The sequence below is a fragment of the Acidimicrobiia bacterium genome, from assembly GCA_040881685.1.
Classification (GTDB): domain Bacteria; phylum Actinomycetota; class Acidimicrobiia; order IMCC26256; family PALSA-555; genus SHVJ01.
The window spans coordinates 34,226-49,407 of the sequence record JBBECS010000039.1; the positions used below are offsets into that span (position 1 = coordinate 34,226).

General features: G+C 68.6%; 16 protein-coding genes. 7 read left to right on the top strand and 9 right to left on the bottom strand.

Features of this window, described 5'->3' with window-relative positions:
* Positions 1–151: 151 nt before the first annotated feature.
* A complete protein-coding gene (gene metG, locus WEE69_10110) occupies positions 152–1,669 on the bottom strand; it encodes a methionine--tRNA ligase (GenBank protein MEX1145645.1) in 1,518 nt (505 codons plus the stop codon).
* Positions 1,670–1,716: 47 nt separating this feature from the next.
* On the opposite strand from metG, the gene WEE69_10115 reads away from it, so the two are divergent.
* Positions 1,717–1,962: an AbrB/MazE/SpoVT family DNA-binding domain-containing protein gene (locus WEE69_10115; GenBank protein ID MEX1145646.1), complete on the top strand. Its 246-nt coding sequence runs from the start codon at positions 1,717–1,719 to the stop codon at positions 1,960–1,962.
* Here the strand turns inward: WEE69_10115 and rsmI are convergent.
* The 3 genes from rsmI to WEE69_10130 all read right to left on the bottom strand — a co-directional run bounded on the left by rsmI (position 1,937) and on the right by WEE69_10130 (position 4,254).
* Positions 1,937–2,785, bottom strand: a complete 849-nt coding sequence (gene rsmI / locus WEE69_10120; protein MEX1145647.1) for a 16S rRNA (cytidine(1402)-2'-O)-methyltransferase — start codon at positions 2,783–2,785, stop codon at positions 1,937–1,939. The genes WEE69_10115 and rsmI overlap by 26 nt on opposite strands.
* Positions 2,782–3,123, bottom strand: coding sequence for a DUF192 domain-containing protein (locus WEE69_10125; protein ID MEX1145648.1), 342 nt, complete (start codon positions 3,121–3,123; stop codon positions 2,782–2,784). Before WEE69_10125 ends, rsmI begins: the two co-directional genes overlap by 4 nt.
* Positions 3,124–3,231: 108 nt before the next feature.
* Entirely contained in the window at positions 3,232–4,254 is a 1,023-nt protein-coding gene (locus WEE69_10130) for a DUF933 domain-containing protein (GenBank protein MEX1145649.1), read from the bottom strand.
* A gap of 24 nt (positions 4,255–4,278) precedes the next feature.
* Between WEE69_10130 and WEE69_10135 the strand changes: the two genes are divergently transcribed.
* The gene (locus WEE69_10135) at positions 4,279–4,728 is read left to right on the top strand and encodes a nuclear transport factor 2 family protein (GenBank protein ID MEX1145650.1); all 450 of its coding nucleotides are present in this window, start codon (positions 4,279–4,281) and stop codon (positions 4,726–4,728) included.
* Between the two features lie 10 nt (positions 4,729–4,738).
* Here the strand turns inward: WEE69_10135 and WEE69_10140 are convergent, their stop codons facing one another.
* From WEE69_10140 to WEE69_10160, 5 genes are all read right to left on the bottom strand, one after another.
* Positions 4,739–6,151: a S8 family serine peptidase gene (locus WEE69_10140; protein MEX1145651.1), complete on the bottom strand. Its 1,413-nt coding sequence runs from the start codon at positions 6,149–6,151 to the stop codon at positions 4,739–4,741.
* Positions 6,152–6,227: 76 nt separating this feature from the next.
* Positions 6,228–7,481: a S8 family serine peptidase gene (locus WEE69_10145; GenBank protein ID MEX1145652.1), complete on the bottom strand. Its 1,254-nt coding sequence runs from the start codon at positions 7,479–7,481 to the stop codon at positions 6,228–6,230.
* A gap of 601 nt (positions 7,482–8,082) precedes the next feature.
* On the bottom strand, positions 8,083–8,529 hold the full coding sequence (locus tag WEE69_10150) for a hypothetical protein (GenBank protein ID MEX1145653.1): 447 nt from the start codon (positions 8,527–8,529) through the stop codon (positions 8,083–8,085).
* A complete protein-coding gene (locus WEE69_10155) occupies positions 8,519–9,466 on the bottom strand; it encodes an NAD(P)-dependent oxidoreductase (protein ID MEX1145654.1) in 948 nt (315 codons plus the stop codon). The genes WEE69_10150 and WEE69_10155 overlap by 11 nt, the downstream gene beginning before the upstream one ends.
* A 31-nt stretch (positions 9,467–9,497) precedes the next feature.
* On the bottom strand, positions 9,498–10,295 hold the full coding sequence (locus WEE69_10160) for a thioesterase family protein (GenBank protein MEX1145655.1): 798 nt from the start codon (positions 10,293–10,295) through the stop codon (positions 9,498–9,500).
* A 46-nt stretch (positions 10,296–10,341) separates the two neighbouring features.
* On the opposite strand from WEE69_10160, the gene WEE69_10165 reads away from it, so the two are divergent.
* The 5 genes from WEE69_10165 (at position 10,342) to gpmA (ending at position 15,180) form a co-directional block, all read left to right on the top strand.
* The gene (locus WEE69_10165) at positions 10,342–10,971 is read left to right on the top strand and encodes a maleylpyruvate isomerase family mycothiol-dependent enzyme (GenBank protein ID MEX1145656.1); all 630 of its coding nucleotides are present in this window, start codon (positions 10,342–10,344) and stop codon (positions 10,969–10,971) included.
* Positions 10,972–11,097: 126 nt separating this feature from the next.
* On the top strand, positions 11,098–11,775 hold the full coding sequence (locus tag WEE69_10170) for an SIMPL domain-containing protein (protein ID MEX1145657.1): 678 nt from the start codon (positions 11,098–11,100) through the stop codon (positions 11,773–11,775).
* Positions 11,776–11,886: 111 nt separating this feature from the next.
* A complete protein-coding gene (locus tag WEE69_10175; GenBank protein MEX1145658.1) occupies positions 11,887–13,320 on the top strand; it encodes an MBOAT family protein in 1,434 nt (477 codons plus the stop codon).
* A gap of 1 nt (position 13,321) precedes the next feature.
* Positions 13,322–14,434 (top strand): DUF459 domain-containing protein, encoded by a 1,113-nt coding sequence (locus WEE69_10180; GenBank protein ID MEX1145659.1) that lies wholly within the window; start codon positions 13,322–13,324, stop codon positions 14,432–14,434.
* Positions 14,435–14,481: 47 nt separating this feature from the next.
* Positions 14,482–15,180 (top strand): 2,3-diphosphoglycerate-dependent phosphoglycerate mutase, encoded by a 699-nt coding sequence (gene gpmA, locus WEE69_10185; GenBank protein MEX1145660.1) that lies wholly within the window; start codon positions 14,482–14,484, stop codon positions 15,178–15,180.
* The last annotated feature ends 2 nt before the right edge of the window (positions 15,181–15,182 follow it).

Here is a 15,182-nt window from a genome sequence, read left to right on the forward strand (position 1 = left end):
TGGCTCGCTCGCTGCGGCGGAGGGTACCTCCGCCGCGGGCGCTTGCTCCCCCGTGACCATTGGCTCGCTCGCTGCGGCGGAGGGTACCTCCGCCGCGGGCGCTTGCTCCCCCGTGCGCCCTTCGCTCGCTTCGCTCACTGCGGCCGCGCCGTCATGCCTCGATGCGCGGGAAGAGTGGCGTGCCCTTGTCGAGGCGCGTGTCGACCGGGCCGAGGCCCCATGCGGCGGCGTCGGGAAGGCGCTGCTCCTCGGGCATGCCGTCGAGACCAAGGCGGCGCCACAGCTCATTGCAGGCCCGCGGGATTGCCGGCGACGCAAGGAGCGTCACGATGCGCAGCACCTCGACGCAGTCACCCAGCACGCCCGCGGTCGCGGCGGCGTCACCCGACGTGTGCAGCTTCCACGGCTCCTGATCCTCGATGAACGAGTTCGCGGCCCGGATCAGCTCCCATACCGCACCGAACGCACGCGCGTAGTCGAGCCGGTCCATCGCGCCTTGCATGTCGTCGAACGCCGTGGCGCTCGCGGCCACGAGCGGCCCGTCGGCGCGCGCGCTCGGCGCGACCCCGTCGCAGTAGCTCACCGCCATGTTGAGAACCCGGTTCGCGAGGTTGCCGAAGTTGTTCGCGAGGTCCGCGTTGTAGCGAGCGACCATCGCCTCGTAGCTGAAGTCGCCGTCGGGCCCGAAGCGCTGATCCGCAAGGAAGTGGTACCGGTAGCCGTCCGAGCCGAACTCGGCGACGAGGTCGGCGGGCGCGATCTGGTTGCCGCCGCTCTTCGCCATCTTCTCGCCGCCCACCTGGAGCCAACCGTGCGCGAACACGTGCTTGGGTGGGGCTTCGCCGCCGGCCATGAGCATGGCGGGCCAGTAGACGGCGTGGAATCGAAGGATGTCCTTGCCGATCAGGTGGTAGTCGGCGGGCCAGTACCGGTCGAAGCGCTCGCGGTCTGTGCCGTAGCCAGCCGCGGTGCAGTAGTTGAACAGCGCGTCGAACCACACGTACGTCACGTGCTTCGGGTCCCACGGGAGTGGGATCCCCCACGTGAGCGACGTGCGGCTCATCGAGAAGTCGCGCAATCCCTGCTTGATGAAGCCGAGCACTTCGTTCCGGCGGGACTCGGGTTGCACGGCATCGGGGTACGCGGCGTAGTGCTCCAGTAGCCGGTCCTCGAAGCGCGAGAGCTGGAAGAAGTAGTTCTCCTCCGTGACATGTTCGACGGGTCGACCGTGGATCGGGCAGTTGCCGTTCACCAGCTCGTCCTCGGTGTAATACGCCTCGCACGCGACGCAGTACAGACCTTCATAGGTGCCCAGCTCGATGAAGCCGTGGTCGTAGACCACCTGGAGGAACTGCTGAACCGCCTCGTAGTGCCGCGGCTCGGTGGTGCGGATGAAGTCGGTGTTCGTCAGGTCGATCAGGGTCGTGAGCTCGCGGAACGTGGGGCTCGTCCGGTCGACCAGCTCCTGAGGGGTGATGCCCTCGGCCTCGGCGGTGCGCTGCATCTTGAGCCCGTGCTCGTCGGTGCCGGTGAGGAACGCGACGTCGTCGCCCCAGAGCCTCCGCCAGCGTGCGAGCGCGTCGGCCGCGACCGACGTGTACGCGTGTCCGATGTGCGGAACGTCGTTCGGGTAGTAGATCGGCGTCGTCACGTAGAACGGCGTGGGCATCAGGTTTACAGTACCGACCGCATGTCGCCATCCCGGACCCGTTTCGCGTGAGCACGCAGGACCGCACGCGGCGCGTCGACTCGCTCGGGCGGGTGGTGCTCCCGGCCGACCTCCGCCGCGCGCTCGGCATCCGTGAGGGCGACGTCTTGGACGTGTCGGTGCAAGACGGCAGCCTCGTGCTCACTCGTCACGAGCCGATGTGCGTATTCTGCGGCTCTCGTGACGGGCTTCGCGAGCATGCGGGGAGGCACGCGTGCCCCACGTGCGTCAGCGCGCTCGGCGCTGAGCAATGACGGCGTCGTAGGCGCGTCGGCGGGACACACCAGACCGCGCTGCGAGGCGATCGGCGGCGACGCGCGTCGGGAGTCCCTCGGCGACGAGCGCGAGTGCTTGTTGCGCCAGGTCGGCGTCGGTCGTCGCAACCTCGGTCGCGACCGACGGCTCCAGCACGATGACGATCTCCCCGCGGGGTGCGGTCGCGAAGTGCTTGGCCGCGGCACCCAGGGTGCCCCGCCACATCTCCTCGTTCAGCTTGGTGAGCTCGCGTGCGACCGCGACCAGGCGGGCGTCTCCGCACACCGCCGCGAGATCGGCGAGCGTGGCGGCGAGACGGTGCGGCGACTCGTACAAGATGGTGGTTCGCTCCTCGCGCTCGATTGCCTCGAGCCGGTCGTCGCGCTCACGTCCTTTGCGCGGGAGAAAGCCTTCGAACGCGAATCGCGCCGTCGGGAGACCAGACATCACCAGCGCAGTGAGCGCGGCGCTCGGACCCGGCACCACCTCCACGGGCAGGCCGGCGTCTGCGCACGCGCGTACGAGCCGCTCGCCGGGATCGGAGATGCCGGGCATCCCTGCGTCGGTCACGTAGGCCACACGCAGGCCGGAACGCACCTCCTCGACAATCGCTTGGGCGCGGGCGCGCTCGTTGTGGCCGTGCACGGCGCGCAGGCGGTTGCCGGCGGGCACCCCCGCATGGGTCAGCAACGCGCGCGTCCGGCGCGTGTCCTCGGCGGCGATCACATCTGCGCCGCGGAGGGCCTCGACCGCGCGCGGTGAGAGGTCGCCCAGGTTGCCGATCGGCGTTGCCACCAGGACGAGCAGGCCCGTGGCGTTCATGACCCGTCGTCCGGCGCGACTTCCAGCACGTCACCCACGTGCAGACGCCATCGGTCGGCGGCTCCGCTCGGGGCCTCGACCACGAACCGGGCGCGCCACACCGGCGGCGACACGCGCCGGGGCTTCAGAGTCGAGATCCGCAGCACCCGGCCCGCACGGTCGCACCAGACGACGTCGATGGGCACCCGCATCCCGACGGAGTGGACCTGGCGACACGGCTCGAGCACGAGCGCGCGTTCGACGACGTCACGACCGAGCAGACCGCGTCGACGCGCCGCCCGCGTTGTCGCAACCTCGGCCGACGCCAGCACCTCACCGTCGCGCAGCAGCCAGGGCACGTCACCAACCCCGCTCCTGGCGCCTACGGCGCCGGGCCGCTCCCCTCCACTTTGGCGAACGATCAGCTGCGATCGGCGCAGGGTACCTGCGCCGCGGGCGCTGCCCTCTCACACGTTGAACCGGATCTCGAGCACGTCACCGTCCTCGACCGAGTAGTCCTTGCCTTCGACCCGCAGCTTGCCCAGCTCCTTGGCCTTCGCCCATGAGCCGATGTCGAGCAGCTCCGTCCAGCCGATCACCTCGGCTCGGATGAACCCCCGCTGCAGGTCGGAGTGGATGACGCCGGCACACTCCGGCGCCTTGGCCCCGGCACGGAACGTCCACGCTCGCGTCTCGTCTTCACCCGTGGTGAGGAAGGTGTTGCGACCGAGCAGGTGCAGCGCGCTGCGCGCGAGGCGCGGCACCACGCTCTCCGGAACACCGAGCTCGGCGAGGAGCTCGGCCCGATCGTTCCCGACCGACGCGATCACATCCGGGTCGGCCTCCAGCTCGATGCACACCGCGAGCGCGTCCGGGCCGAACGGACCCGTGACCTCGCTCCCCGATTCCAGCTGGTCGACGCCGATGTTCACGACGACGAGTGCGGGCTTGTTCGTGAGCAAGAAGACCTCGTGCAAGAGCAGGCGATCCGTCTCTGCCAGGTCAGAGCGGTAGATCGGAATGCCGTCCGAGAGCGCGGCCCCGGCGCGCTCGAGTGCGTCGATCTCGGGAACGAGCGACTTGTCGCCCTTCGACGCGCGTCGCTGCTTGGCGACACGCTGCTCGACCGATCCGAGGTCGGCGAGGATCAGCTCCTCCTCGAGCGCGGTCAGCTCACGCACGGGGTCGTGCCCGTCGTCGGCGCGAATCACGAGCATCAGCGCGTCGGAGTCGCGCAAGGTGCCGAGCAGTCGGCTGCCGAGGCCCTTGCCCGCCTCCGTGGACAACCCAGGGAGGAAGGCGACCTGGAACGTCGCCGCGACCACTTTCTTCGACTTGGACATCTCGGCCAGGCGGTCGGCGCGCTCGTCGGGAAGGTGGACGACGCCGAGCACACGATCGGCGGCGGTCGCGACGTCGCTGCCCGTGAGCGCGCTGAACAGCTGCGCGTGACCGGAGTCGGCGAGGCCGACGAGCCCGAGATGCTCCATGCAGGACCACGCTAACGTCCGGTCGTGGACGAACGGACGTTGCAGGCGATCGCTGACCGGCTCGAGATCGAGGACGTGCTCACGCGCTACGCGTGGTCCATCGACACCGGAGACTTCGACGGGCTCGACGACGTGTTCACGCCCGACGCCTTCGTGGACTACACGAGCGCGGGCGGGATCAAGGGCCAGTACCCGGAGGTGAAGGCGTGGCTCGCGAGCGTGCTCCCGCACTTCCCCGCGTACCAGCATCTGGTGACGAACAAGGACATCCGCATCGACGGCGACACGGCCTCGAGTCGCGCCGGCTTCTACAACCCGATGGCGCAGGACAAGCCGGAGGGTCGCAGCTTCTTCTTCGTCGGCGGCGAGTACCACGACCAGCTCGTGCGCACGCCGTCGGGATGGCGCATCAGGGAGCGCATCGAGAAGTCCGTCTGGGTGGACGGCGACGCGCCGGCGACACCGCCGGCCTGACGGCGGTGTCTTAGGCCGGGCAGGGCAAGGCGGTCGCGGCCCCCACCTTGATGAGGCCGTGCCCGAGATCGGTGATGTTGGTCGTGTGCGACGTGGGCCAGCTCGAGATCGCCTCCTCGTAGACCCGCACCGCGGTGGCTTCGAGCATCGCCTTCACGTCGGCCGACGTCGTCGCACCGTGGTCGAAGAGCGACGGGCACTTCTGGAGAAGCAGCGCGGCCGCCGCGGCCACGTGGGGCGAAGCCATCGACGTGCCGCTGAGGAACTGGTATGCGCTGGACGACCCGACGTAGGTGGAGATGGTCTGGTTCCCTGGCGCGGCCACGTCGATGTAGCCGAGGACTTGCGGCCAGGTGGACACCCGTTTGCGCGGGTTGAAGTTCGAGAACGACGCGCGCTCGTCTCCTTCAGTCGTCGCGGCCACGGCGATCAGATCGGTGTCGGGGCCTGCGGCCGGGAACAGTGCCTGGTTCGCGACGTCGCAGTTCGTGTTGGGGCCGGCGCCGCAGTTCCCGCCGGCCGCGACCACAACCAGTCCTGCCGTGAGCGCCGCCTGGATCGCATTCTGGATCGCCTGGCTGCACGACGGCCCACCAAGGCTGAGGTTAATGATGTCGGCGTTTCCCTGGAGCGGGTTGGCGGCCCAGGCGATGCCGGACGCGACGTTGCCCTCGCCCCCGCTCCCTTGCGCGTTGAGCACGCGGATCGGGACGATCGTTGCCAGTGGCGCGCCGCCAACGACCCCGTCGGAGTTGTCGCTCGCGGCGGCGATCCCGGCCACGTGCGTGCCGTGCCCGTGGTCGTCGTCCGTGGCGTCGAGGTTTCCCTCGACGAAGTCCCAGCCGCTCGCGATGTCCACCCGACCGAGAAGGTCCTCATGAGTGGCCACCACGCCGCTGTCGACGATCGCGATCCGCACCCCGGTGCCATCGAGACCGCTCGCCCACGCGGTCTCGAAGTCCGCGTGCGCGAGCTTCGGCCCGTACTGCTGACCGCTCGCGAAAAAGTCGTCGTCGCTCGGGTCAACGAGGAGCGCCGACACCAGCCGGTTGGGCTCGACGGTGAGCACGTCGCCCTCGGCCTCGAGCTGGGCAACCTCGGCGTCGAGCTCGGCCTCCGACGCCGCGGTGAAGGTGACGTACTCGTGCTCGTCGCTCGGTCCCGGCTGCTCGACCGTCGCGACGTACTCGACCGGCGCGGTCGGCGTGGGCGTGGGCTCGGGTGCTGCTGACCCCGCGGGGCACAGGGCCTGCGCGCCGACATCGTCGGCCGCGGTCGCGGCGGGGCCAACCGGCGAGGGTGGTGACGGCTGCGGTGCTGCGGGGAGGACCGGGTGGCACGCGGCAAGCGCCAGGACGGCGAGCAGCACCCACGACGGCCGGACACTCACGCGCATGGTGCTCGCCGCCTTTCGGGTGGCCACCGAGCCGTCTGGTACTTCGTCTCGTGCACGGAGGCCCTTGAGCCTACTGAGGCTCGTGGGGCTCGCCGGCGCAGCGTCAGGCGGGGCAGGGTGCGGAAGTCGCGCCGCCGGCTTGGACGAGGCTGGCGCCCATGCCCGCGATCACCGGGCTCGCGGTGGACCGCAACCGGTTCAGCACCTTGTCGGCGACGCTCGACCCGTTCGCGGGACCGTTCGCGATCGCCGGGCAATGCTGGAGCACGAGCGCGACCGCGGCCGACACGTACGGCGCCGCCATGGACGTGCCATCCATCGTTGTGTAGGTGTTGGGACCGGGCTTGTAGGTCGAGAGGATCGACGAGCCGGGAGCACCGAGGTCCACGAACGGCGTTCCCCAGTTCGAGAACGACGACTTGGTGTTGCTCCAAGTCGTGGAGCCCACCGCGATGACCTCACCCTCGAAGCCGGCGGGGAAGATCGGGACGTTCGAGTTGCCATTGCCCGCGGCGGCGACCACGACCGCGCCCTGAGCCTCCGCGTAGTCGACCGCGATCTGCTCGCTCGAGGAACAATGGGCCCCGCCCAGGCTGAGGCTGATGACGTCGGCGTTGCCCTTGGTTGGGTCGGCGGCCCAGAGGATCCCGTCGACGACGTCGGAGGTGAACCCGGACCCGTTCGCCCCGAGCACGCGGACGGGCACGATGGTGGCACCGGGCGCGCCACCCAGACCGCCCAACCCGTTGTCCGATGCCGCAGCGATGCCGGCGACGTGCGTACCGTGGCCGTGAGGGTCTTCGGTGCCGGTGTTGTTGCCAATGGTATCGACGAAGTCGTTGCCGTTGACTGTGTCGACACGCCCCGCGAGATCCTCGTGCGTGGCGGTGACGCCAGTGTCGAGGATCGCGATCCTCACACCCGTGCCATCGAACCCTGCAGTCCACGCGGCACCGAACCCTGCGTTGACCAGGCCCCATTGCTCGGAAGAACGGGGGTCGGAGGTGACCAGGGCGGCGACCGGCTCATCGGGCTCGACGACGACGACCGTGCCGTCGTCTTCGAGCTCGTCGATGTGCGCCGCCTTGTCGGCGGCGGAGGTCGCGGTGAACGTCTCGACCTCGAGCGGGCCGGCGCCCGGCTCGTCGACCACCGCGACGTAGTCAACCGGGTCGGCAGGGGTCGGCGCGGCGGTGCTGCCACAGCCCTGGACCGATGCGGGCGGAGGGGGCGGTGGGGGCGGGGGCGGGGGGAGCTTGACGCAGGCCGTCAGCCCGAGCGCGCCGACACCAACCATCCACAAGGCTCGACGCGTCGCTGCTGTGCCCATGGTCGTCGTTGACCCGGCGCGTGCCATCACGAAAATGCTCGAGTGCGGTTCATGAGCCCTCGTTTTCTGCTTCGGGTCCAACGAAGAAAACCGGCACCCAACTCTCCGCACACAGTGCAGAGATGGGGCCGGTTTCGCCTGGCTCCCCGCCGTCCCTAGCGACCAAATGACACAGACGGCGGATCGTCGCCTCCCCGAGCAGGTGGCTCGATCGTCCTCGCCCCAGCCACTCTTTGTGGCAGGGCTCCCTCATCTAACCACTTAGGGTGGTGGTGGTCAACCTCTGGCGAGGTCCGAGGATGCCCCGGGTAAGCCTGAGCGCTGTCATGACCTCCAGACCCCCTGGCGTCCAACCTGTCCCCACCGCCGGATGCGGCCTAACCTGCGATCTCCGCCGAGCGCACGGGTGAGCCGAGATGTCGAAGAAGACGAAGAAGCGCAAGCTCAAGGCCCGCCGCAACAAGGCGAACCACGGCAAGAAGCCGAACGCCGGCCGCTAGCCGACTCCATGGTCGCCGGCGGCAGGCGCCGGCTCGTTGGCCAGCGGTCGGCACCGCCGCCGCTAGCCGACTCCATGGTCGCCGGCGGCAGGCGCCGGCTCGTTGGCCAGCGGTCGGCACCGCCGCCGCTAGCCCTGCTCCATGGTCAGGCCCCGCGAGGGCAACGACCGGCACAACACGAGCAACCCGCACGCCACGATCGGCGCGATCGCCAGCCCGGCCAGGATGCCGATCTGATCCACGGTGTCGTAGCGGTCCAGGTTGAGCACGTGGTACGTGAGATGCGGCAGCGGATAGACGATCCACGCCACCGACGCCGCGATCACCATCGGACGCAGGAGCCAGATCGCTGCGCACACGGTGAACGCGGCCAGCGCCAGGTTGAGCGCGCCGAAGTCCCGCATCAAGTGCTCGTTGTACGGCCCGTCGGGCGAGATCCATTGGCTCCCGAAGCCAGGGAAGTCGTCGTAGTACGAGCGCGGGGCGATGACCGCCCATGCCCCGATCGGGATCGCTGTCACTGCGAGCAGCACGAGCCCGATGCGCGACACACGCGTTGCCGTGTCAGGCGTCATCAACGCCCTCCTTCGTGTTTGCCTGCCGAGCCGCCGCGATGGCGACCCACCCTTCCCGCACGCTGGGGTAGGCGGGAGCCCAGCCCGTCGCGTCACGCATACGTCGGTTCGAGACCCGTTGCGACGAGATGAGCGCCCTCGCTCCCGATCCGCCGACGACGCGCATCGGAGCTCCTGGCGCGACATGCAGCCGCGGGAGGTCGAACGCCGCCGCGAACGCATCGGCGTACTCACGGCGAGTGAGCGGCTCGTCATCGACGACGTTGTACACACCCGCGGGCACATCGAGAGCCGCTACCACCGCCGCGGCCGCGTCCTCGACGTGGATCGACGACACGTAGCCGTCGCGTGCGCCGGGAATCGGTGCGATCCGCATCTTCGCAAGACTCAGCGTCTCGTCGGTCGCGCGGTTGTCTGGTCCGTAGAAGAGACCGAACCGCAACACCACGCCTCGTCCGCCATCCGCGCCGAAGCGCGCGACAAGCCGCTCCCCCTCGATCGTGGGCCGCAGCATCTTGATCGACTCGTCCAGTGCCACCGTCTCGTCGATCCAGGCATCGCCGCGGTCGGGATATGTGAACGTGATCGACTCCTTGACGAAGAGCCCGACGCCGTGCGTGCGCGCCGCGTCCAAGAGACCTTGCGTGGCCTCCGTGCGCAGCCGGTTGTGCGTGCGCCACGCGCCAGGGAAGGCCATCTTCGACATGGGCGGCACGTTGGTGGCGAGATGCACGACCGCGTCCACGCCCTCGACGGCGCCGGCCACCGCCTCGGGATCGAAGAGGTCGACACGCGCCGCCTCGGCTCCCTGGGCGACGAGGCGGCGGGCCTTGATGTCGTCACGGGCAACGGCGCGGACTCGATGCCCGGCGTCTTGGAGCTTGCGGACGGTCGGGCGACCGATCGCCCCCGTCGCCCCGGTCAGCAGCACGATCATGGACACACTTTCGCCGCTCGAGGCTGCGCGATCACAACCGGTCGACGAGCAGCGCCTGGAGCGAGCGACCGATCACGCCCTGCTCGTCGTGCAGCATGCTCGCCGCGAGCCCGATCCCGACCGGCTCGACCGCGGTCGCCGTGTCGAGCCCGACCCATTCGCCGTTGGGCGACCGGTGGAGGTAGATCGTGAGGTCGGGGTTGATGAAGAGGTACGCGCCGCGCTCGAGCGCCGCGCTGATCCCGTTGCCGAAGTCGGCTGCCGCGGCAACGCGCTGCAGCGGTGACGGGTCCTCCCCGGCAACGACCGGAACTCGCAACCGGAACCACACCGCCGCGGGGCCGGACTCCGCCCATGCCCCTCGCATGTAGCGAAGCTCCATCGCCGACCAGAAGCCGATGTCGGCGGGACCTCGACTCAAGGGGAACTCGATCGCGAATGGCTCGCCGCGGTTTGGCGGATCCATCGTGGACTCGTACGGCACCGATGGGAGGTCGAGGTCAGCGACGCGCGTGCGCAGCGCGTGTGCTCGCGCCACCTCGACCTCACCGGCGTGGATCGTGGCTTCGATGAACTGAACCTTTTTCCCAGGTCGCGTCGTGCGCGCCGTCACACGCAACGGTGTGAGTGGAACGGGACGAAGCAGCTCGATGGTGAGCCGGGAGACGAAGGCCGCCGGCCCTGGATCGCACGACTCGACCGCTCGGGCGAGCAGCGCGGCCGGGCCGCCACCGTGTTGAGCATCGGGTGACCACGGCCCGCGTGCGAGTGCCGTCGGTACCAACAGATCACCGTCGGTGTGGAAGACCGCGTTGGGGACCTCGCTCACGGGGCGAAGCGTAGAGTGCGCCCACCTCGAGCCGAGGAGCGTGGCGATGGACTACTGGAGGATGACCGACACTGAGCGCGACGCGTTTGCTGATCTCTGCGATTCATTGACACCGGCGCAATGGGACCAGCCGTCGCTCTGCGGCAGCTGGAAGGTCCGCGACGTTGTCGCGCATCTGAACCAGGGCTCCGTCCTCACAGGCGGCAGGGCGATCCTCATCGCCGCGAAGTACGGCTTCCGTATCAACACCATGCTCGAACGCGAGGCACAGAGAGACGGGACCCACTCGCCCGAGCAGCTTCGAAAAGACATGCGCGCCTCGGTCGGCATGAGGCGCAAGCCGCCCGGCACCAAGCCGGCCGATCTCGTCATGGAGACGATCGTTCACCAGCAAGACGTGCGCCGGCCCCTCGGCATCCCGCGCGACTACCCAGCGGAGGAGTTGAAGGTCGCGCTCGACTGCGCCGCCAGCACGGGCAGCTCGCTGCTCCCCGGCAAGAAGCGTGGAGCCGGGCTCCACCTGCGAGCCACGGATCTCGACTGGGAGCACGGCGAGGGAGACGAGGTAAGCGGCTCGGGGGAAGCGCTGTTGATGGCCTTGGCGGGGCGCTCCGCAGCGCTGGCGGACCTCGTGGGTCCGGGTGTCGAGACCCTGCGCTCGCGCATCACCAATTGACCGGAGCAGGCGGGAACCGCGCCCCGAGCGCGGGTCGTCAAAGCTCTTCAAGGACCGGCTCGACGAGTGGAGGCCCTCATGCGGGCGCGCACGTGGTTGGCAATGACGGTGTTGACGGTAGGGATCGTGACGGCGTGGCCCGCAGCCGCGGGCGCAGCCACCGAGGACGGCGGGCGCGAGCCGCGCACGATCACCGTCACGGGCACCGGGTTGGTGCGCGGGACGCCCGACGTGTTGGAGCTCGTGGTTGGAGTGAAGACACGGGCCCCATCAGCCGCCGAGGCGCTGACGCGCAACAGCACGCTGACCCGCAAGGTCATCGAGGTGCTGCAGGATGCGGGCGTCGACAGCGACGACCTCCAGACCACCGACCTCTCCATCACGCCGTTCTACGACGACGAAGGTGACGACCTGGATGGCTACTCGGTCAACAATCTGCTGAGCGCCACGATCCGCGATCTGGAGAAGGCGGGCGGGATCATCGACGCGGCGACGGAGGCCGCCGGAAACGAGATCCTCGTGCAAGGCATCTTCTTCTCGTTCGATGACAACACCGAGCTGGTCGCGAGGGCGCGTACCGACGCGGTGAAGCGGGCGCGCATCCAGGCCGAACAGCTCGCCGATGCCGCGGGCGTCGACCTCGGCGACCTCCTCTCTCTCACCGAGGACAGCATTCCGTACGGACCCGCGCTCGAGTTCGACCAAGCGCGTGCCGCGTCGGGTGAGCTCGAGGCCGCCGCGCCGATCGAGCCGGGCTCGCAGTCACTCAGTGTGCAGGTGACGTTGATCTACGAGATCACCTAGCTTCGGTCGCTCGCTGGGGGCCGGGATACCCGGCCCCCAGACGCTCGCTCCCTGGCGAGCTTCCTCGCTGCGCTCCGTCAGCCGCGCGTAGTGCGAAACTGACGTGCCGCCATGCTGTTCCCGACGATCACGTTCGCGCTCTTCTTCATGATCGTCCTGCCGTTGTCGTGGCTGCTCATGCCGCGCCGACGCCGGTGGAAGATCTTCATGGTCGCGGCGTCGTACTTCTTCTACGGGTACTGGAACCCGTGGTTCTGCCTTTTGATCGCCGCGTCCTCGATCGGCAACCAGCTCGTGGCGCAGCGAATCCACGGATCGACCGACGAGCGCGTGAAGCGTCGGTGGCTTGTCCTCGGGCTCGTTGGGAACCTCGGTGCCCTCGGGTACTTCAAGTACTACGACTTCTTCGTCAGCGAGGCGACCAACCTCCTCGACCGCATCGGCGTCAGGATCGAGCCGGAGATCGTGGCGGTCGCCCTCCCCGTTGGCATCTCGTTCTTCACGTTCCAGGCGATCAGCTACCTCGTCGACATCTACCGCGGCACCTTTCAGCCCGGCCGGCTGTTCGAATTCGCCGTCTTCCTCTCGTTCTTCCCGCACGTCGTCGCGGGCCCGATCGTGCGCCCGGCCGAGTTCATGCCCCAGCTCAAGCAAGCGCACGACCCGCGCCAGATCGACGCCAGCCGCGCCTTCTTCCTCATCTTCATCGGGCTGTTCAAGAAGGTCGTGATCGCGAACCTGCTCGCGACCGAGATCGTCGACGGCGTGTTCGCCTCACCGGACCAGCACTCGGGACTCACGGTGCTGGTGGCCGTCTACGCCTACGCGGTGCAGATCTACGCGGACTTCAGCGGGTACACCGACATAGCGATCGGCCTCGCGCTGTTGCTGGGGTTCAAGTTCCCGCAGAACTTCGACAGCCCGTACACGGCCGAGTCGATCCAGGACTTCTGGCGCCGCTGGCACATGACGTTGTCGCGGTGGCTGCGGGATTACCTCTACGTCCCGCTCGGCGGAAACCGCAGGGGTGGTCTGCGCACGTACCGGAACCTCATGCTGACCATGGTCATCGGCGGGTTGTGGCACGGCGCGGCCTGGACGTTCATCGCGTGGGGCGCGATCCACGGCTTGTTCCTCTGCGTCGATCACTACCGGCACGCGCGTCACATTGCCCTCGGTTTGCCCGACCTTCCCGACACGTTGCGGCGCCGCGTACTGCGCCGGGTGGTCACCTTCCAAATTGTGTGCTTTGCCTGGATCTTCTTCCGGGCCGAGTCGTTCGAGAACGCCGGCGACGTCATCGGGCGCATCTTCACTCCGGCGCATTGGCTCGACCACGCGCCTCTGGTCACGGTTGGCGTCCTCCTTGCCATCGCGGTCGGGCTCGCCGAGCAGTACATCTCCCACGCCACGATGGCGCGCACGATGGCGTCGTTTTCCCGCCTTGTGCCGGTCGCGCAAGGCGCGGTGCTCGGGTTTGCCCTCCTCATCATCGACACGCTGCAGCCGAGCGGCGTGATCCCATTCATCTACTTCCAGTTCTGACATGACAACCACCACTACGCCCGAAGGAAGCGACCTGCGCACGCGGAGTGAGCGCCGACACGCCGACCCTGAACGCCGCGCGATGTCGGTCGGTCACGTGTGGATGGTCGGGATCACGTGTCTGCTCATCGGCGCGCTCTTGAATGCGCCCGGCATCCGCAAGACGGCGTTGTCCGAGCCGGTTGGCACCGAGCGCGACGTCGCGACGGCGCTCGCCGACCCCCTCTACGACGTGAGCCACGAGCTCTACCTCGACCGACTCCGCGTCGGCCTCCAAGAGCTGATCGGCAAGGGCGGCGAAGACGACGTCGACCTCTCGTTGCCAAGCCCGACGATCAAGAAGGAACCCGAAGAGCCGAAGGTCCCGAAGAAGCGCGCGTTCACGCCCACCGAGCAAGTGCGCCTCTGGGTCGGCGGCGACTCGCTCTCGATCACGCCAGGCGAGTCAGTCATCAACAAGGCGGTCGCGACCCAGGTGATCGGGATCCTGCAGACGGTCGACGGACACGTGGCCACCGGTCTGGCGCGACCCGAGGTCTTCAACTGGCCGGCGTACCTCCAGTCGGTCGTCACGAACAGCGCGCCCGACGCGATGGTGCTCACGATCGGGTCGAACGACGACCAGACGATGACGGGCATCGGTGGCGTGGGCCCGTTCGGTAGCGCTGAGTGGCAGGCCGAGTATCGGCGCCGCGTCGGCGGGCTCATGGACCAGGTCACCGGGACCGGGAAGGTGACCTTGTTCTGGGTGGGGATCCCGCAGATGCGCAACGTGACCCGATACGAGACGCGCTACAAGCTGATCAACGAAATCGTTCTCTCCGAGGCACAGCTTCGACCGGGCAAGGTGTACTTCGTGGAGACGGCCGCTCTGCTGGCCGGGCGCGATGGCGGATATGCAGACTTCCGCCCGAAGCTCGACGGCACGGTGACCAAGCTGCGTGCGGGTGACGGCATCCACTTCGAGCGCGCGGGCGCCGACCTCATCGCCGACTCGGTGATCGCCGCGATGCACGAGGAGTACGACCTGACGTCGTGGCAGACGGCCGCGACCATCACGACTGCTCCTCCGACCACCACCACCAAGCCGAAGAAGCCGAAGCAGGGTTCCTGAGCGCCACTGGCTTGCCCACCTCCGTCCGACGCGGCGAGGCTCACGGGATGGCGACGCTGGCGCTTCTCCGCCACGGCCAGAGCGAGTGGAACCTCGCGAACCTCTTCACCGGGTGGGTCGACGTCGACTTGAGCCCGCACGGTGAGAGCGAGGCGATGGCAGCCGGTCGGTTGCTACGCGACGAGGGCATCACTCCCAGCGTCGTGCACACATCGATCCAGAAGCGCGCCATCCGGACCGCCGAGCTCGCGCTGAAGGAGCTCGGCGTGACCGACACCGACATCGAGATCAAGCGGTCCTGGCGCCTCAACGAGCGCCACTACGGCGCGCTGCAGGCCCTCGACAAGGCGGAGACCGCGAGCCGGTACGGAGACGACCAGGTGAAGATCTGGCGCCGTTCGTACGCAACACGACCGCCGCAGCTGTCGGACGAGGCGTGGCAGGAGCAGCGCGCAGATCCCCTCTACGCCGACGTGCCCGACGACGCATTGCCGCGTGGCGAGAGCTTGGCCGACGTCGTCGATCGCATGCTGCCGTACTGGCGAGAGAGCATCGTCCCTGATCTGATCGCGGGACACGTCGTGCTCGTCGTCGCGCACGGCAACTCCCTGCGAGCGTTGGTCATGCATCTCGATGGTCTGTCGGAGGAAGCCGTGCTCGAGCTCAACATCCCCACCGGCGTACCGCTCGTCTACGACCTCGGGAGCGATCTCGAGCGGCGCGGCGCTCGATACCTGGGCGACTGACT